General features: G+C 66.7%; 26 protein-coding genes. 24 read left to right on the top strand and 2 right to left on the bottom strand.

What is annotated here, in order from left to right:
- Positions 1-94: 94 nt before the first annotated feature.
- Positions 95-625, bottom strand: coding sequence for a lipocalin family protein (locus tag F572_RS0105480; RefSeq protein WP_017940610.1), 531 nt, complete (start codon positions 623-625; stop codon positions 95-97).
- 90 nt (positions 626-715) lie between these two features.
- On the bottom strand, positions 716-2,869 hold the full coding sequence (locus F572_RS0105485) for a DUF1631 family protein (RefSeq protein WP_017940611.1): 2,154 nt from the start codon (positions 2,867-2,869) through the stop codon (positions 716-718).
- A gap of 147 nt (positions 2,870-3,016) precedes the next feature.
- Here F572_RS0105485 and F572_RS0105490 point away from each other — a divergent pair, with 147 nt between their 5' ends.
- The 24 genes from F572_RS0105490 (at position 3,017) to F572_RS0105605 (ending at position 25,060) form a co-directional block, all read left to right on the top strand.
- Complete coding sequence (locus F572_RS0105490) at positions 3,017-4,054, top strand: cyclopropane-fatty-acyl-phospholipid synthase family protein (RefSeq protein WP_017940612.1); 1,038 nt, start codon at positions 3,017-3,019, stop codon at positions 4,052-4,054.
- A gap of 54 nt (positions 4,055-4,108) precedes the next feature.
- Entirely contained in the window at positions 4,109-4,831 is a 723-nt protein-coding gene (locus F572_RS0105495) for a DUF1295 domain-containing protein (RefSeq protein WP_369772127.1), read from the top strand.
- Between the two features lie 136 nt (positions 4,832-4,967).
- Positions 4,968-5,738: a septum site-determining protein MinC gene (gene minC / locus F572_RS0105500; RefSeq protein ID WP_018158414.1), complete on the top strand. Its 771-nt coding sequence runs from the start codon at positions 4,968-4,970 to the stop codon at positions 5,736-5,738.
- A 101-nt stretch (positions 5,739-5,839) separates the two neighbouring features.
- On the top strand, positions 5,840-6,649 hold the full coding sequence (gene minD / locus F572_RS0105505) for a septum site-determining protein MinD (protein WP_017940615.1): 810 nt from the start codon (positions 5,840-5,842) through the stop codon (positions 6,647-6,649).
- 2 nt (positions 6,650-6,651) lie between these two features.
- A complete protein-coding gene (gene minE, locus F572_RS0105510) occupies positions 6,652-6,909 on the top strand; it encodes a cell division topological specificity factor MinE (protein ID WP_026142882.1) in 258 nt (85 codons plus the stop codon).
- Between the two features lie 4 nt (positions 6,910-6,913).
- On the top strand, positions 6,914-7,921 hold the full coding sequence (locus F572_RS0105515) for an NAD-dependent epimerase (RefSeq protein ID WP_017940617.1): 1,008 nt from the start codon (positions 6,914-6,916) through the stop codon (positions 7,919-7,921).
- 161 nt (positions 7,922-8,082) lie between these two features.
- Complete coding sequence (locus tag F572_RS0105520; RefSeq protein ID WP_017940618.1) at positions 8,083-8,757, top strand: type 1 glutamine amidotransferase domain-containing protein; 675 nt, start codon at positions 8,083-8,085, stop codon at positions 8,755-8,757.
- Between the two features lie 80 nt (positions 8,758-8,837).
- Positions 8,838-9,611: a TetR/AcrR family transcriptional regulator gene (locus F572_RS0105525; protein ID WP_017940619.1), complete on the top strand. Its 774-nt coding sequence runs from the start codon at positions 8,838-8,840 to the stop codon at positions 9,609-9,611.
- Between the two features lie 60 nt (positions 9,612-9,671).
- On the top strand, positions 9,672-10,781 hold the full coding sequence (locus tag F572_RS0105530) for an efflux RND transporter periplasmic adaptor subunit (protein WP_017940620.1): 1,110 nt from the start codon (positions 9,672-9,674) through the stop codon (positions 10,779-10,781).
- 12 nt (positions 10,782-10,793) lie between these two features.
- Positions 10,794-13,892 (top strand): efflux RND transporter permease subunit, encoded by a 3,099-nt coding sequence (locus F572_RS0105535; protein ID WP_017940621.1) that lies wholly within the window; start codon positions 10,794-10,796, stop codon positions 13,890-13,892.
- Between the two features lie 314 nt (positions 13,893-14,206).
- Positions 14,207-15,628, top strand: a complete 1,422-nt coding sequence (locus tag F572_RS0105540) for a form I ribulose bisphosphate carboxylase large subunit (protein ID WP_017940622.1) — start codon at positions 14,207-14,209, stop codon at positions 15,626-15,628.
- Between the two features lie 68 nt (positions 15,629-15,696).
- Positions 15,697-16,029 carry a ribulose bisphosphate carboxylase small subunit gene (locus tag F572_RS0105545; RefSeq protein WP_017940623.1) on the top strand — a complete coding sequence of 111 codons (333 nt, stop codon included), beginning with the start codon at positions 15,697-15,699 and terminating at the stop codon, positions 16,027-16,029.
- Between the two features lie 160 nt (positions 16,030-16,189).
- Positions 16,190-19,132 (top strand): CsoS2 family carboxysome shell protein, encoded by a 2,943-nt coding sequence (locus F572_RS0105550; protein ID WP_017940624.1) that lies wholly within the window; start codon positions 16,190-16,192, stop codon positions 19,130-19,132.
- Positions 19,133-19,156: 24 nt separating this feature from the next.
- Positions 19,157-20,710, top strand: coding sequence for a carboxysome shell carbonic anhydrase (locus F572_RS0105555; RefSeq protein ID WP_017940625.1), 1,554 nt, complete (start codon positions 19,157-19,159; stop codon positions 20,708-20,710).
- A 17-nt stretch (positions 20,711-20,727) separates the two neighbouring features.
- Complete coding sequence (locus tag F572_RS0105560; protein WP_017940626.1) at positions 20,728-20,979, top strand: carboxysome peptide A; 252 nt, start codon at positions 20,728-20,730, stop codon at positions 20,977-20,979.
- 4 nt (positions 20,980-20,983) lie between these two features.
- Positions 20,984-21,316: a carboxysome peptide B gene (locus F572_RS0105565; RefSeq protein ID WP_017940627.1), complete on the top strand. Its 333-nt coding sequence runs from the start codon at positions 20,984-20,986 to the stop codon at positions 21,314-21,316.
- 41 nt (positions 21,317-21,357) lie between these two features.
- Positions 21,358-21,657, top strand: coding sequence for a BMC domain-containing protein (locus F572_RS0105570; RefSeq protein ID WP_012982275.1), 300 nt, complete (start codon positions 21,358-21,360; stop codon positions 21,655-21,657).
- Between the two features lie 31 nt (positions 21,658-21,688).
- Positions 21,689-21,982 carry a BMC domain-containing protein gene (locus tag F572_RS0105575; RefSeq protein WP_012982276.1) on the top strand — a complete coding sequence of 98 codons (294 nt, stop codon included), beginning with the start codon at positions 21,689-21,691 and terminating at the stop codon, positions 21,980-21,982.
- A gap of 66 nt (positions 21,983-22,048) precedes the next feature.
- Entirely contained in the window at positions 22,049-22,363 is a 315-nt protein-coding gene (locus tag F572_RS0105580; RefSeq protein WP_026181393.1) for a BMC domain-containing protein, read from the top strand.
- A gap of 10 nt (positions 22,364-22,373) precedes the next feature.
- Complete coding sequence (locus tag F572_RS0105585) at positions 22,374-22,796, top strand: bacterioferritin (protein WP_017940798.1); 423 nt, start codon at positions 22,374-22,376, stop codon at positions 22,794-22,796.
- A gap of 35 nt (positions 22,797-22,831) precedes the next feature.
- Entirely contained in the window at positions 22,832-23,113 is a 282-nt protein-coding gene (locus F572_RS0105590) for a 4a-hydroxytetrahydrobiopterin dehydratase (protein WP_017940799.1), read from the top strand.
- A 60-nt stretch (positions 23,114-23,173) separates the two neighbouring features.
- Complete coding sequence (gene parA, locus F572_RS0105595; protein WP_017940800.1) at positions 23,174-23,809, top strand: ParA family partition ATPase; 636 nt, start codon at positions 23,174-23,176, stop codon at positions 23,807-23,809.
- Positions 23,806-24,198, top strand: coding sequence for a hypothetical protein (locus F572_RS0105600; protein WP_017940801.1), 393 nt, complete (start codon positions 23,806-23,808; stop codon positions 24,196-24,198). Before parA ends, F572_RS0105600 begins: the two co-directional genes overlap by 4 nt.
- A 58-nt stretch (positions 24,199-24,256) precedes the next feature.
- On the top strand, positions 24,257-25,060 hold the full coding sequence (locus tag F572_RS0105605; protein WP_017940802.1) for a CbbQ/NirQ/NorQ/GpvN family protein: 804 nt from the start codon (positions 24,257-24,259) through the stop codon (positions 25,058-25,060).
- Positions 25,061-25,077 lie beyond the last annotated feature (17 nt).

Raw genomic sequence — 25,077 nt, forward strand, 5'->3', positions numbered from 1 at the left:
GCCTCGTGCTGACGGGAAACCGGCCGGTGGGTCATTGCGAGGCGCCGCAGGCGCCGTGGCAATCTCCCGTTTCTTGCGCGGCGTCAGCGCAGGGTCAGTCCCAGCGCTGAGGGACGCGCTGGATCTCCTCGGTGTCGTAGCCGAGTTCGTCGAGGCGGGAGAGGATGGCCTGATAGTCGTCCTCGGACATCTGTGGCTCGCGCGCCATGATCCAGACGTAGTCTCGCTTGCTGCGGCCGATGACCGTCTGGCTGTAATCCTCGTCGAGGTAGACGATCAGGAACTCGGCCTTGAACGGCCACAGGAAGCGCATGCCCCATTCCGCGTTGTCCTCGCTTTTCACGAAACCGGTGGGGTTGTATTCGCGGCGCGGGCCGTCGAATCCGCCCTTGTTGAACGAGAAGGTGGTGGCAATGGTGCCGTCCTCGTTCAGGGCGTACTGCTCCAGGGCGTTGTAGGCATCGCGTTCGAGGAAGGTGGGGATGTTGGCGATTACGTACCAGTCACCCATGTAGCGGTCGAGGTCCACGTGATCCACGGTGGGCATCTTCTGCGGGGTGCTGCATCCGGTCATCAGGATCCCCAGTATCAGGCCCGCGCAAAGGGCTGCCAGTGAGCGTGTCATCGGTTGTTTTCCCGGGTGGTGTCGGGAGATGGACCGCGGGCGGGGGGAAAAGGTCCGGGCCGGTGTTCGAATTCCCCGGTGGACCGGGCCTCAGGTGGTCTGGCCGAGGCGCTGGTCCATCAGGTGGTCGAACAGCGAGTCCTCGGGGATGATCTGCGCGCGCCCGCTGCGGAATTCGTGGGCCAGGCCCTGGATGCTGTGCTGGCGCTTGGACCGCCCGGCGGCATCGGTGAACAGCAACCGCCCGGCATGCATGCCGCGCCAGACCAGCTTCATCCGGGTGACCCTGGTTCCGGCAGGGGAGGTGAACTGGATCCAGGTGCCGGAGATGAGGTTGTCGGCCTGCTCGACATGCTCGTCGTCGTGGTCGCGCATCAGTGACGGATCGTCGTCGGGATGGCGCGGCGAGGTGCCGAACATGGAACTCGAACGGCTGCCGGCTCGCTTTCGGGCCTTGTCCGTGCGCTCTTCTGCGGAACCCGCCTCGTCGCTAGACGCCGCGGCGGGACCGGTATCGGACGAGGGGCTTTCGGCCGGTGCAGAGCGGCGCTTCCCGGCGGCGACCAGGTGGGCGCTGACCAGGTCTTGCTTGATGCGGGCGCGTTCCTCCTTGGACAGAGGGGCCCGATCGAGAAAGCCACGGATGCGCGCCAGCAACGGGGCCGAGGCCTGAAAGTCCGGTTCCGCCTGCATCAGTGCCAGGAGTTCGTGCAGCAGAGCCATACCGTCGTTGTCGCTGGTGCTCTCGGTCCCGGGGGCGGCCTCTGCCGCTTCGGTCTCTTTTTCGGGGTCACCGCTTTGTGCCTCGGCGGTCTTCTGGGCGGTCATCAGGGGCACCCAGGCATCCATCAGCTGCTCGCGGGCCTCGTCCGGGATGTCCTGGCCCATGGAGATCACGGTTCGCTCCACCGTGGATTCCACGTTGTAGGTGATCTCGAGCGTGCGTTCTTCCTGCTGTGCCTCGGCCTGTTCGCTGGCCGCCTGATGGGCGATCTGCTCCTCGACTTCGGCAAGGTCGTCCTGCAGTCGGCTCAGTGCCTGGTCGAAGGCGTCGCTGTCGCTGAGGCCTTCGTTGCGCACCCGTTCCACGTTCTCGAAGACCAGACGGCTGAGCGGCAGCTGACGGGCGTCCTCCAGTGGCAGATCGGGATCAATGCGCAGCGCGATATTCAGCAGCAGACCGGTCATTTGCCGGGCCGGGTGGCTGCGGTCGCGGAAGAAATGTGTCTCGCGCATGGCGATGCGCACCAGGGGGAGCTGCAGGTCGGACAGGGGTTCGCGCAACGCGGGGTTGAGGTCGTCGCGCTTCAGGATCATGTCGAACAGACCCTGCAGCAGATCCATGACGAAGGGCTCCAGTGTGCTGGGCGAGGCACTGTTGAGCACGGTCGTGACCGCCTCGGCCGCCGAGCCGTATCCGGCGGCACCGGCCGCGCCCGGAGCGGTGCCGGCGTTCGCGATAACCTGACCAGCGACGGGGACCTGATAGCCAAACTGCCCCCAGTTGCCCGTGGCGCCGGCCGGACCGGCACCGCCGGCGGGAGGTGGTCCACCGCTTCCGGCCGGGCCTTGCGGTGCCGCACTGGCCACGGCGGCGGCACCCCGCTGGGCGCGAGCGCCCGGACCGGCCTCGGGCACCGTGAACCCCGCATCCCGGAAGGCCTGCAGCAGGGCCTGCATCTCCGGCTGCAGTTCGCGGATCACGTCGCGATCGAACCAGTGCAACAGCATCAGGCAGTCTTCCGGCGGCAGGGGCACGGCCTCCAGTGCCTCGAGGAAGGCCTCGCCCAGTGCATGCGGGTGCCAGGGGGCGTCTTCGGGTGTGGAGGCCAGCTTGTAGTCGCGAGTGACCGTCTCCAGGGCATCGATCTCGGCCGACATGACCGAGCGAGCACCGGTGACCAGCTTGCGCAGGGCTACCTCGCGCTCGGTGTCCGCCGCGTCCATCAGGCTCAGTTCGTGTTCGATCTCGCCAGCGGCTTCGCCGGGCGCCTCTTCAGGTGTGACGGCATTGTGAAGTCGGTCACGAAAATGCTGGAGGATGGCGGCGCTGGCCATCCGGATCTGACGTGAAAGGGCGAGATTCTGGGCCGCCCGCTGGGAGTCGATCGCGCGCTCGGAGGCATCCATCAGGCGGTCGTCGAGTTCGCCCAGGAAGGTTTCAAGACGCGTCTGGACGCCCTTGGAGAAGGGCGCCCAGACGCGATGCAGGGTTCGGGCCGGAATTCGGTGACGTTGCGCCATGATGGGTCAAAAGCGGGTCCAGCCCACAATCTAGCACCTCCGGGAGCCGGCGTGTCACCGGATCCTGGAGGGGCGTGACCGCGGCGAGCGTGGAACCGCTCGTGTATCCCCGGGTCAACGAAGCATCTAGAGCGAGGGACGCACGGCATGCAGCGGATGATCGAGTGGGCGGAACAGGGGCACATGCCGGATGCACTCGTCCGGGCGGGTATCCGGCGGCTGCTGGCGGAGCGGCTGCGCGAAAGCGGCGCCCCGGCCGAGGAGGCAATGGAGCGGCGCTATGCGTTGATCGAGGCGATGCGGTCCGCGCCCGTGGCGCTGTCCACCGAGGTGGCGAACGAGCAGCACTACGAAGTGCCCACCGCGTATTTCGAACGCTGCCTGGGCCCGTGGCTGAAATATTCCTGTGCCTGGTGGCCGGAGGGGGTGGACGATCTGCGCGGTGCCGAGGCCGCGATGCTGGAGTTGACCTGCCAGCGCGCGGGGCTCGAGAACGGGCAGCAGGTGCTGGAGCTGGGATGCGGCTGGGGGTCGCTGTCGCTGTGGATGGCGGAGCAGTATCCGCAGTCGCGCATCGTCTCGGTATCGAATTCCGCGACCCAGCGAGCGTCGATCGAGGCCCGCCGGGATGCGCGCGGCCTGGATAACCTGACGATCGTCACGGCGGACATGAACAGCTTCGCGCCGGAAGAGACCGGGTTCGACCGGGTGGTGTCGGTGGAAATGTTCGAGCACATGCGCAACTGGCCCGAGCTGCTGCGCCGCATTTCGACCTGGCTGCGACCGGGCGGGCAGTTCTTCATGCATGTCTTCGCCCATCGCGAGTTCGCCTACTTCTTCGAGAGCGAGGGCGCCCACGACTGGATGGGACAGTATTTCTTCCGTGACGGCCTGATGCCGGCGGACGACCTGGCGCGGCACTTCCAGGAGGATCTGCGGGTGGTGCGCCAGTGGCGGGTCAATGGCCAGCACTACGCGCGCACCCTGAATGCCTGGCTGGAACGCCAGGACCGTGCGCGGGACGAGTTGATGCCGCTGTTCGAACAGACCTACGGCGAGCAGGCCGCCGCACTGTGGTTCCAGCGCTGGCGCATGTTCTACATGGCCTGTGCCGAGTTGTTCGACTATCGCGGCGGCAACGAATGGTTTGTGTCGCACATCCTGTTCCGTCGACCGGAGGCCTGACGCGTGGGCGGCGGATTCCTGTTTCTTGCCGGACTGGGCGCGGCCCTGGCCCTGATGACGGCGGTCTGGGCGGCCAGTGTCGTGCGCCGCGACGCGAGCCTGGTGGACCGCTTCTGGGGTGTTGGCTTCGTGCTCGTCACGCTGGTGTGGTGGGGGTTGTCCGGCGGGCCCCTGCAGGCGCTGTGGATCGTGATCCCGGTACTGCTGTGGGGCCTGCGCCTTTCGGCCTTCATCACCTGGCGCAACTGGGGCCACGGCGAGGACGGGCGCTATACCGACATGCGCGCCGGACGCAGCGACGGCGCCTTCGCTGCGCGCAGTCTGGTGACGATCTTCTGGCTGCAGGGCGCGCTGGTGGCCGTGATCGGCCTGCCCATGCTGGCCGTGATTCAGGCCGACGGCCTGTGGTGGCCACTGGCCGCCGTTGGGCTGCTGGCCTGGGCGACCGGGCTGTTCTTCGAGGCGGTGGCCGATGCACAGATGGCGCGCTTTCGCGCCGACCCCGCGAGCCGCGGGCAGGTGATGGACCGCGGCCTGTGGCGCTACAGCCGTCACCCGAACTACTTCGGCGAGATCGTCGTCTGGATCGGGTTCGGGCTGCTGGCCCTGGCCGCGGGCGGCTGGTGGGCCGTCCCCTCGGCGGTGCTGATGATCCTGCTGATCCTGCGTGTGTCCGGCGTCACGTTGCTGGAACGCCGTCTGCACGAATCGCGTCCGGGCTATGCCGACTACGTGCGCCGCACCAACACGCTGATTCCGGGCCCGCCGCGCGGCTGATCAAGGGGCGGCTGGCGCCGCGTTTCCCTTGCTGCGCTTTCCCCGTCCGCGCTATAAAGCGCACGTCCCGCCCGGCCGCTCAATGGCCGGACCTTTCCACCGTCGAGCTGTAACCGCGAGCGAGTCGATTGATCCGATGAGTGCGACCCCGAGTTCCGTCCAGGCCATTGAACTGAAAGGGCGCATGATGCTGGTCTCGGTGCTGCGCGTGTACCGGACCGACCCCGAGGTCCTCGGCGGCGAGCTGGCAGCTCGCCGCGAGGCGGCCCCGGATCTGATGCGCGACATGCCCATCGTGCTCGATCTGGAGGCGGTGGCCGAGAGCCCGGAGTCGGACTTGCAGGCGACGATCGAGCGCGTGCGCGCCGAGGGTTTCAAGCTGATCGGGCTGCAGGCGGGCGAGGCCGCCGAGCGGCTGCAGAGCTATGCCGAACTGTTCGATGTCCTGCCGGTGCTGCAACTGGGCGGGCGCGGCGGCGCGCCCACCGGCGAGGTGCCGCTGGAGGACGAGTCCCCGGCGTCCGACCGGGCGGCCGATGCGCAGGAGAAGAGTGCGCCGGCCGAGGTGGCGGCCGTTCACAGCGCGACCCGCATCGTCGACCAGCCGGTGCGCTCCGGGCAGCAGATCTATGCCCGTGGTGGCGATCTGATCGTGACCGGCGCGGTCTCGCCCGGAGCCGAACTGCTGGCCGACGGGCATATCCACGTGCTGGGGCCGTTAAGAGGGCGTGCGCTGGCCGGGGTGCGCGGCCTGGTGACGGCGCGTATCTTCTGTCGTCGGCTGGACGCCGAGCTGCTGTCCATCGCCGGGCACTACCGGATCGCCGAGGACATCACGGAAGCCGAACGCGGCGAAAATCGGCTGGTGACACTGGACGGCGAAAGCCTCAAGATCGCGGAGATCTGACCGGCGGCCCGCGGGGCGGCCGATCACGACATGACAGGAACCCGTCCGTCTGTCCCCGGCGCCGCCGGGTACCGGCAAGACGACAAGGAGCTGCAGCCAACATGGCACGTATCGTAGTGATTACCTCGGGCAAGGGCGGGGTGGGCAAGACCACCACCTCGGCCGCGATTGCCACCGGCCTGGCCCTGCGCGGTCACAAGACCGCCGTGATCGACTTTGACGTGGGCCTGCGTAATCTCGACCTGATCATGGGTTGCGAGCGGCGCGTGGTGTACGACTTCGTCAACGTGATCAATGGCGACGCGAATCTGAAGCAGGCGCTGATCCGCGACAAGCGGGTGGACAACCTGTACATCCTTCCGGCCTCCCAGACCCGCGACAAGGACGCCCTGACCCAGGATGGCGTGGAGCGCGTGCTGAACGAATTGTCCGAGGACTTCGAGTACATCGTCTGCGACAGCCCGGCCGGCATCGAGCGTGGCGCGCTGATGGCCGCGTACTTCGCCGACGAGGCGATCGTGGTGACCAACCCCGAGGTCTCCTCGGTGCGGGACTCCGACCGGATCCTCGGCATCCTGGCGAGCAAGACGCGCAAGGTGGAGCAGGGCGGCGAGCCGATCGAGGGCAAGCTCCTGCTGACGCGTTACTCCGCCGAACGCGCCGAACGCGGAGAGATGCTGAGCATCGAGGATGTGGGCGAGATTCTCGCGATCGAGCTGCTCGGCGTAATCCCCGAATCGCAGGCGGTGCTGAATGCCTCCAACGCCGGCCAGCCGGTGGTGCTGGACGAGGAATCCGACGCCGGGCAGGCCTACCAGGATGCCGTGGATCGGTTCCTGGGCGAGGAACGCCCGCTGCGCTTTGTCGATGTACCGAAGAAGGGCTTCTTCGGGCGCCTGTTCAAGGGGTGATCATGGGGATCTTCGATTACTTTCGCCAGCCGCGGCAGAAGAGCGCCAGTGTCGCCAAGGAGCGCCTGCAGATCATTGTCGCGCGCGAACGCGCGGCGCGTTCCGGGCCCGACTACCTCCCGGCGATGCAGCAGGAGCTGCTGCAGGTGATTCGCAAGTATGTGCAGGTGGACGACGACGCGGTGCAGATGAATGTGGATCGCGAGGGGGACTGCGAGGTCCTCGAACTGAACATTACCCTGCCGGACGACAAGGAATAGTGCGATGAAAGTGCTCATCACCGGCTCGGCCGGCTTTATCGGCAGCGCGCTCAGCCTGCGCCTGCTGGAGCGGGGCGACGAGGTGATCGGCGTCGACAACCTGAACGATTACTACGACGTGTCGCTCAAGGAGGCGCGCCTGGCGCGCACCCAGGACCACCCGAACTTCACCGAGGTGCGCGAGGACATCGCCGACCGCGCCGCCATGGAGCGGGTGTTCCGCGAGCACCGTCCGCAGCGGGTGGTGAACCTGGCGGCCCAGGCCGGGGTGCGCTATTCGCTGGAGAACCCGGCGGCCTATGTCGACACCAACCTGGTCGGCTTCGGCAACATCCTCGAGGGCTGTCGCCATAACGGCGTCGAGCACCTGGTCTATGCCAGCTCGAGCTCGGTCTACGGCGCGAACACCACCATGCCGTTCTCGGTGCACGACAACGTCGACCACCCGCTCAGCCTCTACGCCGCCAGCAAGAAGGCCAACGAGCTGATGGCGCATACCTACAGCCATCTCTACGACCTGCCGGTCACGGGGCTGCGCTTCTTCACTGTCTATGGCCCCTGGGGCCGCCCGGACATGGCGCTGTTCCTGTTCACCAAGAAGATCCTGGCGGGCGAGCCGATCGACGTCTTCAACTACGGTCACCACCGGCGCGACTTCACCTACATCGACGACATCGTCGAGGGCGTGATCCGCACCCTGGATCACGTGGCCCCGCGCAACCCCGACTGGAGCGGGGCCGAGCCCGACTCGGCCACCAGTGCGGCCCCCTACCGGCTGTACAACATCGGCAACCACGAGCCGGTGGAGCTGATGCACTACATCGAGGTGCTGGAGGACTGCCTGGGCCGGAAGGCCGAGAAGAACCTGCTGCCGCTGCAGCCGGGCGATGTGCCGGACACCTACGCCGACGTCGAGGCCCTGCGCGAGGATGTCGGCTATGCCCCGGCCACGCGGGTGGAAGACGGCATCGCCCGCTTCGTGGAGTGGTATCGCGAGTACTACCGGGTCTGACTGGCCGAGTCGCGCGGCCGCCGCAAGGGTGCGCGGCTTGTCGCAGCTCTTGTCATCGAATCCCTTCCTGACCTTCATCCGCCCGCGCAGATGGTGGGTGACAGGAACCTGTAGCCGGCGGGCGAGTCCACCGGAGACATGGATGCAAAGGAGGTATCGGGATGAGCCAGACCATTTTGATGGTGGTGACCAGTCACGGCGAGATCGGCCCCGGTCAGGCCACCGGCGTGTGGTTCGACGAGTTCGCCGAGCCGTATGATCGCTTCCGCAAGGCCGGTTTCGAGGTCAAGGTGGCGAGCCCGAAGGGCGGCCCGGTGCCGCTGGATCCGAAGAGCCTGGAGGCCAGTCATCCGGGCCCGGCGGCGGTGGCCGCGCAGGAGGCTCTGGACGATACCATTCCCCTGGGTGCGGACATGAACCACGGGGCCTATGCCGCGATCTTCTTCCCTGGCGGTCACGGGACCATGTTCGACCTGCCGGAAAACCCGCACGTTCAGCGCCTGGTCGCGGAGTTCATGGAAAACGAGAAGGTCATGGGGGCGGTCTGCCACGGGCCCGCCTGTCTGGTGGGCGCGATGCTGGCGGACGGCAGTTCCGCGGTGAAGGGGCGCAAGGTCGCGGCCTTCACCAACAGCGAGGAAAAGGCCGTGCAGCTCGACAGTGCGATGCCGTTCCTGTTGCAGGACAAGCTGCAGGAGCTGGGCGGCGAGGTCGATACCGCGGATGACTGGGCCGACCACGTAGTGGTCGACGGCAAGCTGGTGACCGGCCAGAACCCGCAGTCCAGCAAGAGTGTCGCCGACGCCATCGTGCGATTGCTGCGCGAGACGGGCTGAGCCGACCGGGCCGGGGCCGAGTCCCCGGCCCTTTTTGGTTGTGGGCTTGAATCGGGTTCAAAAAGCGGAACGGGTTCGCTATGCTGCCGGTCATGAGTACCGAGGATCGCAAGAGGCGCGAGCGCGAGGCGCGCGAGGCGCTTTTTATCGAGCGGGCGCACGAGCGCATCCGCGAGGACGGGCTGCTGGGCCTGCAGATGTCGAAGCTGGCGGCGGACTGCGAGTACGCGACGGGGACCCTGTACCAGCACTTCGAGTCGCGCGAGGACCTGCTCGCGGCCGTGGCGGCGCGCACGACGCGCGAGCGGGCGGGGCGTTTTCGGGCCATCCCGGGGCTCGCCCTGGGCACGCGCTCGCGGATGCTGGCGATCGTGCTGACCGACATCGACTTTGCCGCCAACAACCCGGACTACTATCGCCTCACCCAGTATCTGGTAACCGAGGTGGTCTGGGCGAATGTGTCGGCGCCGCGTCGCGCGGACCTGCTGGAGGCCGGGCGGCCGATCAGCGAGGCGGTGCATGCGGTGGTGGCCGAGGCTCGCGATCAGGGCGATCTGCCCCCGGCGCGCGAGATATCCGAGGAGGAGATGGGGCTGGGGCCTTGGGCCCTGAACGTGGGGATGCAGAGCCTGGCCAATGCGCAGGGCCTGCTGGATGCCTATGACATCCACCGTCCCTATGACCACCTGATCCGGCACTTTCATGCGCTGATGACCGGCTGGCGCTGGGAGCCGCGTCTGGACCCGGACGATCCTTCGGTGGTGCGCGGGGAGACCGAACGCGTGCGCGCCGTGCTGCGCTCGGCGGGGATCGGTGTTGAACCGCCCGAGCGTGGCAGGACCACGGCGGAGTAGCCCGCCGATTTCGATGCAATTCGTCGGCGGGCATGGCCCTGTCGACCCCGGGAGACTTTGATGAAGCGCTTCATCCTGATGCTGGTGGCGGTCGCCGTCGTACTCGGCGGTATCTTCGGCTTCAAGGCCTTCGTCGATCAGCAGATCGCGGAGTACTTCGAGGACATGCCGGAGCCGGTGGTGACCATCAATGCGGCCGAGGTCGCGACCGATACCTGGACCCCGCGGGTGCGCGCGATCGGCAGCCTGGAGGCGGTGCAGGGCGCGACCCTGAGCTTCGAGGCGCAGGGCATCGTGCAGGCCATCCATTTCGAGAATGGTGCCCGGGTCGAGGCGGGCGAGCGCCTGGTGGACCTGGACACCACCCTGGACGAGGCCGAGCTGGAGAACCTGCGCGCGGCCGAGCGCCTGGCGCAGCGCGAGCTGCAGCGGGCGCGCGGGCTGATCGAGCGCAACGATATCTCGGACTCGGAGTTCCAGCGTCGGATGGCGGAGGCCGAGCAGGCGGCGGCCTCGGTGAAGGCCCAGGAGGCCCGTGTTCGCCAGAAGAGCCTGCGGGCGCCGTTTGCCGGGGAGCTGGGTATCCGCGAGGTAAACGTCGGGCAGTTCGTCGGTCCGGGCGAGCCGATCGTGGTGCTGGAGGCGCTGCAGCCGCTGTACGTGAATTTCACCCTGCCGGAGCGCCGGCTGGGCGAGATCGCCCTCGGCCAGGAGGTCAGCGTGGAAGTGGATGCCTTCGGCGAGGCGTTCAGCGGCGAGGTGACCGCCATCGAGCCGCGGGTCCGCGCGGCCTCGCGCATGTTCCGGGTGCAGGCCGTGCTCGCCAACGAGCAGGGCCGACTGCGCCCCGGTCAGTTTGCCCGTGTGACCCTGGATCGCGGGGATGCGGAGGAGGCCGTGGTGGCGCCGCAGACCGCGATCCGCTTTGCCCCCTGGGGGCAGTCGGTATTCGTGATCGAGGCGGACGAGGAGGGCCAGCTGCGGGTGGAACAGCGTCTGATCGAGACCGGCGAGCGCCGCGGTGACCTGGTCCGCGTCCTCGACGGGCTGGAGCCGGGTGAGCGCATAGCCGCCAGCGGGCTGCTGAAGCTGCAGAACGACACGCCGGTGGAGATTACCGAGGACGCTCAGCCCGACGCCGAGCGCGATCCGCGCCCGGCCAACCGCTGAGCGGGCCTGGATATGCGCTTTACCGATATCTTTATCCAGAAGCCGGTGCTCGCCACCGTGGTCAGCCTGTTCATCCTGCTGTTCGGGGTGCGCGCGGTGTTCGATCTGAACGTGCGCCAGTTCCCCGAGGTGCAGAACGCCGTGGTGACCATCAGCACCGCGTACATCGGGGCCGATGCGGACCTGGTGCAGGGGTTTATTACCACGCCGATGGAGCGCGAGGTGGCCGAGGCCGAGGGGATCGACTACCTGGTCTCCACCAGCCGCGCGGGGATCAGCATCGTCGAGGCCCACCTGGAACTGGACTATGCCCCCAACGAGGCGCTGACCCAGATCTCGGCGCAGGTCGACAAGATCCGCAGCGACCTGCCGGCCGAGGCCGAGGATCCCGTCGTGGACCTGTCGGTGGGGCAGGACGTGGCGGCGATGTACATGTCGTTCTACTCCGCACGGCTGTCCAACAACCAGACCACCGACTACCTGATCCGCGAGGTCCAGCCGGAGTTGGCCACGGTCAACGGCGTGCAGCGCGCCGAGATCCTGGGCGCCCAGAGCTTTGCCATGCGTGCCTGGCTGGATGCCGACCGCATGGCCTCGTTCGGGGTGACCGGGCGCGATGTGCGCGCGGCGCTGGAGCGCAACAACGTGCTCTCGGCCGTGGGCCAGACGCGCGGTTCCATGGTCGGGCTGGACCTCACCGCCGACACCGATCTCAACCGGCCGGAGGCGTTCGAGCAGCTGATTCTGTTCGAGGCCGACGGTGACCTGGTCCGCCTCGGCGATGTCGCCGAGATCGAGCTGGGCTCGGAAAGCTACGACACCTCGGTGCGTTTCAATGGTCAGGCCGCGACGTTTGTCGGTATCGAACTGGCGCCGGATGCCAACGCCCTGGATGTGATCGCGGAGGTACGTGACGTATTCGACGAGCGCATCCTGCCGCGGCTGCCGTCGGGGCTGGAGGGCGAGATCGTCTACGACTCCACCGACTACATCCAGAGCGCGATCGACGAGGTCTTGCTCACGATCGGGCTCGCCCTGGCCATCGTGCTGGTGGTGATCTACCTGTTCCTCGGCTCGCTGCGCAGTGTGCTGATCCCGGCGGTGGCAGTGCCGCTGTCGCTGGTGGGGACCTTCATGCTGATGCTGCTGATGGGGTTCTCGCTGAACCTGCTGACGCTGCTGGCGATGGTGCTGGCGATCGGGATCGTGGTGGATGACGCGATCATCATGCTGGAGAACATCTCGCGGCATATCGAGGAGGGGATGTCGCGCATGGATGCGGCGATCCAGGGCGCGCGCGAACTGGCCTGGCCGATCGTCGCGATGTCGACCACGCTGGTGGCCGTGTTCCTGCCGCTGGGCTTTATCGGCGGGCTGACCGGGACCCTGTTCATCGAGTTCGCCTTCACCCTGGCGGCGACCGTCGTGATCTCGGGCATTGTCGCGATCACGCTGTCGCCGATGATGTGTTCGAAGATCCTGCGCGATGGCGCTAACGAGAAGCGCGGACGGATCGAAGGCTGGCTGGATGCACGCTTCGAGGGGCTTCAGCAGCGTTACCGGCGGCGGCTTCACGGCGCCTTGAACGACCGTTTCACTATCGCCGTATTCGGCGCGATCGTGCTGATGTCCTGCTACTTCCTGTTCGTCACCTCGCAGAGCGAGCTCGAGCCGCCGGAGGACCAGGGCTTTGCGTTTTCCATCATGGAGGGTGACGCCTACATGGGCCTGGACTGGCTGGAGCGCAACACCGCGCTGACGGATCGCTTCTTTGACGAGATCCCGGAGCTGGAGAATATCTTCATCGTGAACGGCTTCGGTGGCGGTCCGGGCATCGCCGGTGCCAGCAACCAGGCCCTGGGCGGCTTCGTGCTCGCGCCCTGGGATCAGCGCGAGCGGGATACCGAGACCATCCTGCAGGAGGACCTGCAGCCGCGTCTGGACCGGATCCCGGCGCTGGAGGTGTTCGCCATCCAGCCGCCGCAGTTGCCCACCCCGGGCGATGGCGCGCCGGTGAGCGTGGTCCTCGGGTCCACCGGTTCGTTCGAGGAGCTGGAGCAGTTTGCCGACGAGATCGTTGGTCGGGCGATGGAGACCGGGCGCTTCATCTTCATGGATACCGATCTCGACTTCGACCAGCCCCAGGTGGACCTGAAGATCGACCGCGAGCGGGCGGCGCAGCTCGGCATCGACATGGCCACGCTCAACGCCGACCTGGCGACCATGCTGTCCGGCGGCTTTGCCGGGCGCTTCGCCATGGAGAACCGCAGCTACCGCGTGATCCCGCAGGTGCAGCGCAGCGAGCGCCTGAATCCGGAGCAGCTGGAGGAACTGTTCACCCGTACCCGCGACGGCGAGCCGATCCCACTGTCCAGCATCGTCACCCTGGAGGAGACGGTCACGCCGCGCTCGCTGAAGCGCTTCCAGCAACTCAACGCCGTTACCCTGTCCGGCGTGCCGCGCCCGGGCGTAACCCTGGGCGAGGCGCTGGACATCATCGACCGGATCGCCGCGGAGGTCCTGCCGCCGGACGTCAATGTCGACTACGCCGGCCAGTCGCGCCAACTGAAGGCGGAGGGGGGCGCGCTGGTGGTCACCTTCTTCTTTGCACTGCTGGTGATCTTCCTGGTGCTGGCGGCGCAGTTCGAGTCGTTGCGCGACCCGCTGATCATCCTGACCACGGTGCCGATGTCGATCGCCGGGGCGCTGATCTTCATTAGCCTCGGGGTGACCTCGCTGAACATCTATACCCAGGTCGGCCTGCTGACGCTCATTGGCCTGATCGCCAAGCACGGCATTCTGATCGTGGAGTTCGCCAATCAGCTCCAGCGCCAGGGGCGTACGCTGCGCGAGGCGATCGAGGAGGCCGCGTCCCTGCGTCTGCGCCCGATCCTGATGACCACCACCGCGACGGTGGTGGCGATGGTGCCGCTGCTGGTGGCGTCCGGGGCGGGCGCCGGCTCGCGCTTTGCAATGGGTCTGGTGATCGCCAGCGGCATGGCCATCGGCACCCTGTTCACGCTGTTCGTGGTGCCGGCCATCTACCTCTACCTAGCGCGTGATCACCAGGCGGCCGGCCGCGCCGAGCCCGCCACGGACGCCGCTTCCTGAAACCGCCCGTCCCGACCCGCGCGCCGGGGGCGGGGCGATCGGTGAAGCTGTCTGCGCAATCCGTCGCGACAAAGGCATGCACGGACTACGGTCTTGGACTACAATCGCAATCCGCATTTCGGCGCGAGCGACGGATTCAGGCCTGGCCGCGCCACTGCGAACCGAACCCCTGCCGGTCAGCGGCCCTCCCGCTGCCCGGCTTTTATATAAACGATAGTCTATTGGTCGTATCTAGATTATTTATTTGTTATTAGTGATTGCCCTCCCTAATCTAGGCGACCGTCACGATTAACCAACGCGTAGGAGAAAGCCACATGGCCGCCAAGAAGTACTCCGCGGGTGTCAAGGATTACCGCGAAACATACTGGATGCCGGAATACATGCCGCTGGATACCGATCTGCTGGCATGTTTCAAGATCACCCCGCAGCCGGGCATCGACCGCGAAGAAGCGGCAGCCGCTGTGGCGGCCGAGTCGTCCACCGGTACCTGGACCACGGTGTGGACCGACCTCCTGACCGACATGGATTACTACAAGGGTCGGGCGTACATGATCGAGGACGTCCCGGGTGACGACGAGTCCTTCTACGCGTTCATCGCCTACCCGATCGACCTGTTCGAAGAAGGCTCGATGGTGAACGTGTTCACCTCGCTGGTCGGCAACGTGTTCGGCTTCAAGGCCATCCGTGCCCTGCGTCTGGAAGACGTGCGCTTCCCGATTGCCTACGTGAAGACCTGCGGTGGTCCGCCCTCCGGTATCCAGGTCGAGCGCGACAAGCTGAACAAGTATGGCCGCCCGATGCTGGGTTGCACCATCAAGCCGAAGCTGGGTCTGTCCGCGAAGAACTACGGCCGTGCCGTGTACGAGTGCCTGCGTGGCGGTCTCGACTTCACCAAGGACGACGAGAACATCAACTCGCAGCCGTTCATGCGCTGGCGTGACCGCTTCGAGTTCGTGCAGGAAGCGACCGAAAAGGCCGAAGCCGAAACCGGCGAGCGCAAGGGTCACTACCTGAACGTCACCGCGCCGACCCCGGAAGAGATGTACAAGCGTGCCGAGTTCGCCAAGGAGATTGGCGCGCCGATCATCATGCACGACTACATCACCGGCGGTTTCTGCGCCAACACGGGTCTGGCCAACTGGTGCCGTGACAACGGCGTGCTGCTGCACATCCACCGTGCCATGCACGCGGTGCTCGACCGCCATCCGAAGCACGGGATCCACTTCCGCGTGCTGGCCAAGATCCTGCGTCTGTCCGGTGGTGACCACCTCCACACCGGTACCGTGGTCGGCAAGCTGGAAGGCGACCGCGCCGCGACCCTGGGCTGGATCGACCTGCTGCGCGAATCCTTCGTGCCGGAAGACCGCTCGCGCGGCATCTTCTTCGATCAGGACTGGGGCTCCATGCCGGGCGTGTTCGCCGTGGCCTCCGGTGGTATCCACGTCTGGCACATGCCGGCCCTGGTTTCCATCTTCGGCGACGACTCCGTGCTGCAGTTCGGCGGCGGTACGCTGGGCCACCCGTGGGGCAACGCCCCGGGCGCGGCGGCCAACCGTGTCGCGCTGGAAGCCTGTGTGCAGGCGCGCAACGAAGGTCGCGAGATCGAAAAGGAAGGCAAGGAGATCCTCACCCAGGCCGCCCAGCACAGCCCCGAGCTGAAGGTGGCGATGGAGACCTGGAAGGAGATCAAGTTCGAGTTCGATACCGTCGACAAGCTGGACACCCAGCACAAGTGATCGCCCGAGCGCGGGCGGCCTGAACGGTCGCTCGCGCCCTGACAGAACAAGAGCACAGGATTACCGACATGACTGATATCCAGAACTTCAAGCAGTCGCAGAAGTACGAGACCTTCTCCTACCTCCCGGAGATGAACGCCGACCAGGTGCGCAAGCAGATCGAATACTGCCTCGCCCAGGGCTGGAACCCGGCGATCGAGTACAGCGAGAAGGAAAACGCCATGGCCCACTACTGGTACATGTGGAAGCTGCCGTTCTTCGGCGAGCAGTCCGTGGAAGCCGTCCTTCAGGAAGTCGAAGAATGCCGCCGTGCCAATCCGGGCATGATGGTGCGCTTCATTGCCTACGATAACTACGCCCAGAGCCAGGGCATGGCCTTCGTGGTCGACCGCGGTCGCTAAAAGGCCCCGGTACCTGCCGGGCCCGGTTGTGGGCCCGGCAGTTCAGTACAGCGTTATTTACCGTTGCTGCCGCCAACTGTAAGGAAGTGCCATGAGTAATCCGACATCTGCGTCTGAAGGTCTCTCGGGGCGTGAACGTGCCCTGGAACGGCGCAAGGCCATGTCTCGCAATGGCAAGGCTGCCGTGAAGTCGACCGGCCAAAACAAGGGGAACAGCCGTTCCGCCGCGGCCGCGCAACAGGCGCGCCAGGCGAAAGCGGAACCCGCCCCGGCAACCCAGGCGCGGGAGCCGGAGACGCACTCCAGTGAATCGACGTCGCCGGTCTCTGTCGAGACCCGCGACACCACCCCCGAGCGGCGTCCGGAACCGGGCGCGCACGCGGGTGCTTCCAATGGCCGCCAGGCGGCCCTCGAGCGCCGCCAGCAGATGGCGCGCCAGGGCAAGAAGGCGGTGGGCCGTACCAATACACGAGCGCAGGTCTCCGGCGGCATGGCCCGCGCCGGCGCCGATCGCTCGCGCCAGCTCGACGCGCTGGCCCAGTCGCAGAACGTCGAGGTCGACTGCTCGAACATGAGCGGTCGCGAGATCTGCCGCCTGCGGCGTCAGGCCCTGTCCACCGACGGGAAGAAGGCCATGGCGCCCGAGCCCCGTCGCGAAGATCGCCTCAAGGGGACCGAGCCGGTCGCGGCCGGCCGCGAGGAAGCGAAGAAGGATTGTGGCTGTGGCTGCAAGGGCGACAAGTCCGGGCGTGACGATGCCGTCGATACGGCCCCGACCCAGGGGGATCCGGTGGTCGAGAGCGGCCTGGACCAGCTGTGTGACAAGGTCGAGTCCGGGGGCGAGGCCGCCGGTCCGCACCCGATGATCTCCGAGGTTCGGGCGATCTGCATGGCCCGCCGCGATGCGATGGCGCAGAACGGCAAGCAGGCCCTGCGCCGCCGCTTCAAGAGCGGGCAGGCCCGCGGCACGCTGCCGCAGGAAGGCGCCTGGAAGGCCGCCAAGCGCAAGGGCATGTCCACGCGCGAAGTGGCCCGCCAGCGGCGCGAAGAGCTTTGCAAGCTGGGCCGTGGCTCCTCCGAGCCGGGCCGTCCCTGCGGTCGTCCGCGTCCGGCCGAGGGCGATGCACCGCCCAAGGTCGAGGAAGGCACCACGCTGGCGGGCAGCCATGTCAGTGGCACGCAGGTAGAACGCACCTCCAGCGTGACCGGCACCGAGGCGGGCAGCTGCTCGTCCATTACCGGAACCGAATATCTGGGCGCCGAGCATTACGATCGGTACTGCGGCGTTCGCCCCGCGGGCAACCCGCCCAAGGTGGGTGCCTCGCACACTGCGCACGGCCAGTCCGTCAGCGGAACCGAAGTGGGCCGTTCGTCCCGCGTGACCGGTGACGAACGCGGGTCCTGCGAGACGATCACTGGCACGGAATACCTGAGTACCGAACAGTACGAAGGCTTCTGCGGCACCCGTCCGCAGGCGGGTCCGGCACGCACCAGCGTCATGGTGACGCGGCAGGGCGAAGGGGTCTCGGGCACCTCGGTCGGGCGCAGCCCGAAGGTGACCGGCGACGAATCGGGCTCCTGCCGTGACGTGACGGGTACCGAGTACCTGAACACGGCCACCAGCGAGGTCCCCTGCAACTCGGGAAAGTCCAACGGAGCGCCGATGAAGGTCGGCGTGATGCACACGCTTCGCGGTCGTGAACTGACCGGTACCGAAGTCGGGCGCTCCGTCCATGTCACCGGTGACGAGTACGGCAGCTGCAAGCCGGTCACCGGGACCGAATATCTCGGCACGGAACAGTTCCAGGGCTTTTGCGGTACCCGCCCGGAGCCGACGCCGGCCAAGGTCCAGGAATCCCATACGATGGAAGACCAGACCATTACGGGCGTGGCCGTGGGCCGCAGCTCGAAGGTGACCGGCAACGAGAGCGGTTCCTGCAAGTCGCTGACCGGGACCCCGTACTACAACAAGTCGGACTTCGGCGATCTGTGTGAGCAGCCCGCCGCCGGCGGCGTGCCCAAGGTCGGGGTGATGCACACCCTGCGTGGCCGGGAAGTTTCGGGGACCCAGGTGGATCATTCCATCCACGTCACCGGCGACGAGTACGGCGGCTGCAAGCCGATTACCGGAACCGAATACGCCGGTTCCGAGCACTACGACGCGTTCTGCGGTGGCCAGCGCCCGGAAGCGGCGCCCGAGAAGGTCACCGTGGGCCGCACCTGGAACCACCAGTCCGTCTCCGGTACGGCAGTCGGCCGGTCGACCCGGGTGACGGGTGACGAGTACGGCGCCTGCAAACCGGTTAGCGGCACCGCCTACATCGGCCCGGATCAGTACGATCAGTTCTGCGAAACGCAGGATTCCCGGGTGGCGGAGACCCGCGTGGCCGAGCGCCATTCGACACCGGGCCATGCGATCTCCGGTAGCCAGCCGGGCTACGACGAGCGTGTGACTGGTACCGAACGAGGTGCCTGTCAGGACGTCTCCGGTGCCCCGTATGTCGGCGCGAACGAGTTCGCCCAGTCCTGCGCCAGTGCCGCCAGTAACCTTCATCCGCGTCTGCGGCCGGAAGGGATGCAGGCCGCCCCGGCTCAGGTGGCGCCGCCGGCCCCGGAGCGCCCGATGCCGAACGCTGGATTCAGCGTGGCGACGCCGGCGCGGTCGGCGGCTGAACGCCGCGAACGCGTCACCGGGACCGCCTATGGCACGAGTGGCCGGCTGACGGGTTCGATCAACAAGGCGATGGGCCTGGTCTCCGGTACCGAGGAGTTCCGCTACAACGGCGGTCAGCAGCAGGTCGCTGCCGCTCCGGTCGACGAAAGCCAGAAGGTCGGCGCGGACCGCGTGACGGTCAATGGCAGCAGCAATGGCATTTCCATTACCGGCGACGACTGGGGACGTGGGGACCGGGTGACCGGTACCGAAGGGATGTCCACCCGGCGCAATGCGACGCAGAAGGGGAATCCGCGTGGCGAAGGCCGTAGCGCCTATGTGAACCGCGAACTCGAGCGCAAGGATGTGCCCCCGAGCCGAATCACGGGTTCCTCCGGGAACAGCGACGCCGGTTCTCTGGTTACGCTGTCCGGCGGGGCGCGCGGCTAAGGCCGGGAGAGGACACTGGACGCCATGGTGCGAGGTCGCCGCAAGAACAGTCCCCTGGGCTCGCGTTTCGCGAAGTCCCGGGCCGTGGCTGCGCGCGCGGCGAGCCCGGCGCCGTCGGCGCCCGTGTCCGCGGTCCCGCCGGCCAAGAGTGGCGCTTCCGATTCGGACCTGACGCGGGAGCTGCAACCCGGGCATCCGCTGGCCGATGTCGCGATGAACGAGCGCCTGCATGCCTTCGAACGCGGGTTCCGGGAGCGTTTCGCGCAGCTGGTGCCGGTGTTGAAGGAAGTGCACGCGCTGCAGCACGAACGCGACTTCGAGGAGCGGGCGCAGGCGATCGTCCAGGAGCAACTGGGGTACCGGCTGCCGGAGAAGGCCCTCGAGGACGCCTGGATCAATGATCTGGACACGCGCGAGCTGTACCTGCACGGGACGTTCGAGCTGTTCGATCAGGTGGTCAACGAGTACTGGGCGGGGCGTGATGACCTGGTGGCGGAAGCGGAAAGCGCGATCGCGTATTTCCTCGACTGTGACTTCCACGAGGTGGACATCTCGCCCTGCTCGGACGGGCGGCTGCTTGGGTTGCGACGTTTCATCCTGCGGCTGCCGGACCTCGCGGTCCGGGTGAAGAGCTACGCGGGTGCGCAGTTCGACATCGAGGAGGACGTGCGCCACTGGACCAAGCGGGAGCTGCTGCGGTTCCGCGAGGGTCGGCCGACGACGGCCGATGTCCCGAGCCGCTATCTGAAGATCGCGGCGTACCACTACAGCGGCGCGGATCCGCTGCACCAGGGCTGCGCGGCACACGGCAACAACGAACGCGACGCGGCGGACGGTGCCTTGCACCAGTTGCGCGCGTTCCGGCAGGCGATCGAGAACACCTACTGCTGTGGGGCCTCGGTCGACACGCTGCTGATCGGCGTGGATACGGACACGGATGCGGTGAAGATCCACATCCCGGACGCCGATACGCGGATGAGCCTGTACCGCTTCGTGGACAGCGCGGAGTTGTATCGCGCGACGCAGGGCCTGGACGAACAGGCCGCGTCGTTGCGGGTATACCAGGCGATCCAGGACGCCATCCACCAGCAGGGCTGGGGACGCGGCAACGGGGCGCCGCACGAAGGGATGCTGCGACTGATCTCGCGGCTGCTGCTGAACAATATTTCGCAGCTGGATTACGTGGCGCGCTACCACGGGGGGCATTACGCCGATGTGGGCCACCGGGAGCGCGTGATTATCGTGGGTCAGGAGATCGAGGAGATGCAGGTGCGCAACTTCGCGTACTTCGCGCACCTCGAGACGATGGAAGAGGGCTCCGAAGGGACGGACGTCGGGGTCAACAAGATTTTTCGGAAGTTGAATGTCGAGCGCGGCCTGCCGGTGCCGGTGGTGATCCATTACCGCTATGACCGCAAGGTGCCGGGATCGCGGGAACGGGTGGAGGCGCGTTGCCGCCGCATCCGCGACCAGATCATGGATCGCTATCGCGACCTGGCAGAGAAGGGCCTGATCGGTTGCCACATGGTGATCCGCGACAAGCGTAGCGGAAGCCGTCTGGAACCGCTGGCCGCCTGACGCACACGGGAACGGGAATGAAGATCTGCAAGGTTGAGAAGACGCTGGTTTCGACCAACCGCATCCGCGATCTGGGGCATCGGCCGTTGCTGGTGGTCCAGGAGAAGGCGGGTGGCCCGCGGACCGTCGCGGTGGACGCGGTTGGCTGCGTGCCCGGGGACTGGGTGATCGTGGTGGGCAGTTCGGCGGCGCGCGAAGCGGCCGGGGACAAGTCCTACCCCAGTGACGCGACGATCGTGGGGATCATCGATTACTGGGAGGAGCAGTAGCTCCATGGAAATCATGCAGGTGCAGGACGAACTGGTGGTGACCCGTCGCGTCGACGGGCTGAAGACCATGTCGCTGCGCGTGCTGGTGGACCAGAAGGGGGCGCTGAACGTCGCCGTCGATACGGTCGGGGCCCATCCGGGTAACTGGGTGTTCACGATCAGTGGCTCGGCGGCACGGTACGCGCTCGACGACAACAGCATTCAGACCGATCTTACGATCGGCGGCATCATCGACCACTGGGACGATGGTGGAAAGAAGACGGAAGGGTCGAAGGACGAAGCAGGACGAGACCAGACCGATGCACAGCGCTCTGCTGGTTCCCGCAAGGCGGCGTGAGCGTCATTTTTTGAAAAACTGTAAATCCAGGAGAGAAGACAATGGCAACTGAACGTTTTGGTGTGGCGCTGGGCATGATCGAGACCCGTGGTCTGGTGCCGGCGATTGAAGCGGCCGACGCGATGACCAAGGCCTCCGAAGTGCGCCTGATCGGTCGTCAGTTCGTCGGTGGCGGCTACGTGACCGTGCTGGTCCGTGGCGAAACCGGTGCCGTGAACGCCGCTGTGCGTGCCGGTGCGGATTCCTGCGAGCGCGTGGGTGACGGCCTGGTGGCCGCGCACATCATCGCCCGCGTGCATTCCGAAGTGGAAAGCATCCTGCCCGAGCAGGTTGAAAAGTAATTCATCTGTAACGCTTGATAGGAGTTGAGTAATGGCTAGCGAAAACTTTGGTGTGGCCCTCGGCATGATCGAGACCCGTGGTCTGGTGCCGGCGATCGAAGCCGCCGATGCGATGACCAAGGCCTCCGAGGTGCGCCTGATTGGTCGTCAGTTCGTGGGTGGCGGCTACGTGACCGTGCTGGTCCGTGGCGAAACCGGTGCCGTGAACGCCGCCGTGCGTGCCGGTGCGGATTCCTGCGAACGGGTGGGTGACGGCCTGGTGGCCGCGCACATCATTGCTCGCGTCCATTCCGAGGTGGAAAACATCCTCCCGGAAAAGCCGTAACTCGCGGTAGTCGAACGCCGTCGGGTCCCAACGGGCCCGGCGGCTTTTTTCAAGAAGAGGTAGATGATGGCTAGCGAAATTTCTGGTGTGGCCCTCGGCATGATCGAGACCCGCGGTCTGGTCCCGGCGATCGAAGCCGCGGATGCGATGACCAAGGCCTCCGAAGTGCGCCTGATCGGTCGTCAGTTCGTGGGTGGCGGCTACGTGACCGTGCTGGTCCGTGGCGAAACCGGTGCCGTGAACGCCGCCGTGCGTGCCGGTGCGGATTCCTGCGAGCGTGTGGGTGACGGCCTGGTGGCCGCGCACATCATTGCGCGTGTGCATTCCGAAGTGGAAGGCATCCTGCCGACGGCCCCGACCGCCAGCGGTTCGGCCAGCTGAGGCGACATCCATGTCCGATCCACGGATCGTGGGCTACCTGAACCGCGCGGTGGCGCACGAGCTTTCGGCGGTTCAGCAGTACCTGGCCCAGGCGCGGTTGACCGCGATGTGGGGCATGAATGACGTGAGCGACTGCCTGCGTCGCGATGCCCAGGAAGAACTGGACCATGCGGACCGGTTCATGACCCGCATGTTCCACTATGGGGTGGCTCCGAACGGGAGCCAGCTGGCCCCGGTCCGGCTCGGGCGCTCCATGGCCGAGCTCCTGGCGCGCAATCGCGAGCTGGAGATGGAGGCGGTTCGCCTGTATGACGAGGCGGCCGTCTACTGCCGGCGTGTGGGTGCGGTGGACGACGCAGCGCTGTTCGAGAGCATTCTCGAGGACGAGCTGGAACACGTGCGCGAGATCGATGCCCAGGGCAATCCCGCGTGACGAACGCGGATGCGGCAATACGAGCGGAGTAGGCAATGGCGGATACCGATCTGGTGGTGCCGGCCGGCTGGGAACCCGGGAAGGGGTCCTCGGCGTCCATGAGCAAGCAGTTCACGTTTGACCGCTACGGGATCACGCGGGAGTTTCTAGACCGGGTGGCCGAGCTGTCGGAGCAGGACGGGTATCACCCGAACATCAGCTTCGGGACGACATACGTGAACATCACGATCGACGCCCGTGACGGCGAGCAGCTCGGGGAGGGCGACAAGGCCTTTGCCCTGGAGGTCGACCGCCTGGCCGATGCCACAACCGGCTGAGCCGGAGGCATACTTGACGGGCCGGGGCGACCCCGGCCCCATTCCGCAGGAGGCTGTTGCGTGGGTTCGAGGGTAATCGCGGTAGTCAATCAGAAGGGCGGTACCGGCAAGACCACCCTGACCATGAATCTCGCGGCGGGGCTCGCGCGGCGCGGGCGGACCCTGGTGGTGGACGCCGATCCGCAGGGCTCGGCGGCCCAGTGGGCCCGTATGGCCTCCGAGGATCGTCCCTTCCCGGCCTCGGTGTTCGCAGTGGCGGGGCCGCTGGATCGCGAGCTCAAGGCGCTGCGCAAGGACTACGAGCACATCGTGGTCGACTGCCCGCCCACCCTGGAGGGCGGAGCAGTCAACGGCGCGCTGGCCGCGTCCGACGAGGTCCTGATCCCCGTGTTGCCGTCCCCCGTCGATCTCTGGGGCAGTGTCCGCATGGGGCGCGGGCTGGAAGAGGCCCGGCTCAAGAATCCCAGCCTGCGTCCGTTCATCGTCGTCAATCAGCTCGAGGTCCGCAGTGCGCTGTCGCGCGCGATGAAGCACGCACTGATGGAGATCGACATCCCCGCCCTGGAGCAGACACTGCGCCGGCGGGCTATCTATCGGCGCTCGGCGCTCGAGGGCTGTTCCGTCTTTGATCTCGGCAAGCCCGGGGAGGCCGCGGCGGCGGAGATCGAAGCCATCATCGAGGAGGTGTCGCAATGAGCAATCTGCAAGACAAGCTGGCAGCCGGCGTGCGCAGCGCGCGCGAGGACCAGGACAAGGACCAGAGCCAGGACACGGCGGCCAAGCCCGACGCGCAGGCCGAGGCTCAGAAGGACACGAGCCAGGAGCCGGCGAGCAGTCAACCGCGGGCCGCGGCAAGCACCAAGGCCGCCGCGACCAAGAAGGCTGCGACGACGACCCGCAAGGCGCCGGCGCGCAAGCGCACGACCACACGCAAGAAGCCGGCCGCCAGCCAAAAGGCCAGCACGACCGCGGCGTCCTCCCAGGCAAAGAAGACCTCGTCTGCGAAGAAGCCGGCGGCGAAGAAGTCGTCCAAGGCGGACAATACCGGGAACGAGCTGCATCCGGAACGGATCTGGCCCGACTGAGGGCAGCGCGCCGGTGGCCGGGGCTTGCCCCGGCCTTTCTGATTGAGGAGTCGAAAAGATGCAGGACGAACTACGCGATCACCTGATCACCGAAGAGCCCTACTACCAGCCGACCGCCGACGAGGTGGAGCTGTACGAGGCGGCCTACTCGGTACGTATGCCGATGATGCTCAAGGGGCCGACCGGGTGCGGGAAGACGCGCTTTGTCGAGCACATGGCCTGGAAGCTGGGCAAGCCCCTGATCACCGTGGCCTGCAACGAGGACATGACCGCCTCGGATCTGGTCGGGCGCTACCTGCTGGATGCCAACGGGACCCGCTGGCAGGACGGTCCGCTGACCCAGGCGGCCCGCCACGGGGCCATCTGCTATCTCGACGAGATCGTCGAGGCGCGCCAGGACACGACGGTGGTGATCCACCCGCTGACGGACAACCGTCGCGTGCTGCCGCTGGAGAAAAAGGGCGAGATGGTCGAGGCGCACCCGGATTTCCAGGTGGTGATCTCCTACAACCCCGGCTACCAGAGCCTGATGAAGGACCTCAAGGAATCCACCAAGCAGCGCTTCGGCGCGCTGGACTTCAACTACCCGGACCACGAGACGGAGGCCCGGATCGTCGCCCACGAGGGCGGGGTCAACGAGGACATGGCCGGCAAGCTGGTCAGCGTGGCGGAGCGCGCGCGCAACCTGAAGGGCCATGGCCTCGACGAGGGGATCTCGACCCGCATGCTGGTGTACGCCGCCTCGCTGATTGCCAAGGGTGTGGCACCCCTGGCGGCCTGCCGCATGACCCTGGTTCGTCCGATCACGGACGATCCGGATATGCGTGACGCCCTCGACTCCGCCGTGACCACGTTCTTCTAGGCGTCTGCGCCGGATCA

The organism is Thioalkalivibrio sp. ALE14 (genome assembly GCF_000376845.1).
Lineage (GTDB): Bacteria > Pseudomonadota > Gammaproteobacteria > Ectothiorhodospirales > Ectothiorhodospiraceae > Thioalkalivibrio.

What these genes read in the sequence shown, in the direction of transcription:
- F572_RS0105480 (WP_017940610.1), bottom strand. Translation starts at nt 625, where the DNA reads ATGACACGCTCACTGGCAGCCCTTTGCGCGGGCCTGATACTGGGGATC.
- F572_RS0105485 (WP_017940611.1), bottom strand. Translation starts at nt 2,869, where the DNA reads ATGGCGCAACGTCACCGAATTCCGGCCCGAACCCTGCATCGCGTCTGG.
- F572_RS0105490 (WP_017940612.1), top strand. Translation starts at nt 3,017, where the DNA reads ATGCAGCGGATGATCGAGTGGGCGGAACAGGGGCACATGCCGGATGCA.
- F572_RS0105495 (WP_369772127.1), top strand. Translation starts at nt 4,109, where the DNA reads ATGACGGCGGTCTGGGCGGCCAGTGTCGTGCGCCGCGACGCGAGCCTG.
- minC (WP_018158414.1), top strand. Translation starts at nt 4,968, where the DNA reads ATGAGTGCGACCCCGAGTTCCGTCCAGGCCATTGAACTGAAAGGGCGC.
- minD (WP_017940615.1), top strand. Translation starts at nt 5,840, where the DNA reads ATGGCACGTATCGTAGTGATTACCTCGGGCAAGGGCGGGGTGGGCAAG.
- minE (WP_026142882.1), top strand. Translation starts at nt 6,652, where the DNA reads ATGGGGATCTTCGATTACTTTCGCCAGCCGCGGCAGAAGAGCGCCAGT.
- F572_RS0105515 (WP_017940617.1), top strand. Translation starts at nt 6,914, where the DNA reads ATGAAAGTGCTCATCACCGGCTCGGCCGGCTTTATCGGCAGCGCGCTC.
- F572_RS0105520 (WP_017940618.1), top strand. Translation starts at nt 8,083, where the DNA reads ATGAGCCAGACCATTTTGATGGTGGTGACCAGTCACGGCGAGATCGGC.
- F572_RS0105525 (WP_017940619.1), top strand. Translation starts at nt 8,838, where the DNA reads ATGCTGCCGGTCATGAGTACCGAGGATCGCAAGAGGCGCGAGCGCGAG.
- F572_RS0105530 (WP_017940620.1), top strand. Translation starts at nt 9,672, where the DNA reads ATGAAGCGCTTCATCCTGATGCTGGTGGCGGTCGCCGTCGTACTCGGC.
- F572_RS0105535 (WP_017940621.1), top strand. Translation starts at nt 10,794, where the DNA reads ATGCGCTTTACCGATATCTTTATCCAGAAGCCGGTGCTCGCCACCGTG.
- F572_RS0105540 (WP_017940622.1), top strand. Translation starts at nt 14,207, where the DNA reads ATGGCCGCCAAGAAGTACTCCGCGGGTGTCAAGGATTACCGCGAAACA.
- F572_RS0105545 (WP_017940623.1), top strand. Translation starts at nt 15,697, where the DNA reads ATGACTGATATCCAGAACTTCAAGCAGTCGCAGAAGTACGAGACCTTC.
- F572_RS0105550 (WP_017940624.1), top strand. Translation starts at nt 16,190, where the DNA reads ATGTCTCGCAATGGCAAGGCTGCCGTGAAGTCGACCGGCCAAAACAAG.
- F572_RS0105555 (WP_017940625.1), top strand. Translation starts at nt 19,157, where the DNA reads ATGGTGCGAGGTCGCCGCAAGAACAGTCCCCTGGGCTCGCGTTTCGCG.
- F572_RS0105560 (WP_017940626.1), top strand. Translation starts at nt 20,728, where the DNA reads ATGAAGATCTGCAAGGTTGAGAAGACGCTGGTTTCGACCAACCGCATC.
- F572_RS0105565 (WP_017940627.1), top strand. Translation starts at nt 20,984, where the DNA reads ATGGAAATCATGCAGGTGCAGGACGAACTGGTGGTGACCCGTCGCGTC.
- F572_RS0105570 (WP_012982275.1), top strand. Translation starts at nt 21,358, where the DNA reads ATGGCAACTGAACGTTTTGGTGTGGCGCTGGGCATGATCGAGACCCGT.
- F572_RS0105575 (WP_012982276.1), top strand. Translation starts at nt 21,689, where the DNA reads ATGGCTAGCGAAAACTTTGGTGTGGCCCTCGGCATGATCGAGACCCGT.
- F572_RS0105580 (WP_026181393.1), top strand. Translation starts at nt 22,049, where the DNA reads ATGGCTAGCGAAATTTCTGGTGTGGCCCTCGGCATGATCGAGACCCGC.
- F572_RS0105585 (WP_017940798.1), top strand. Translation starts at nt 22,374, where the DNA reads ATGTCCGATCCACGGATCGTGGGCTACCTGAACCGCGCGGTGGCGCAC.
- F572_RS0105590 (WP_017940799.1), top strand. Translation starts at nt 22,832, where the DNA reads ATGGCGGATACCGATCTGGTGGTGCCGGCCGGCTGGGAACCCGGGAAG.
- F572_RS0105600 (WP_017940801.1), top strand. Translation starts at nt 23,806, where the DNA reads ATGAGCAATCTGCAAGACAAGCTGGCAGCCGGCGTGCGCAGCGCGCGC.
- F572_RS0105605 (WP_017940802.1), top strand. Translation starts at nt 24,257, where the DNA reads ATGCAGGACGAACTACGCGATCACCTGATCACCGAAGAGCCCTACTAC.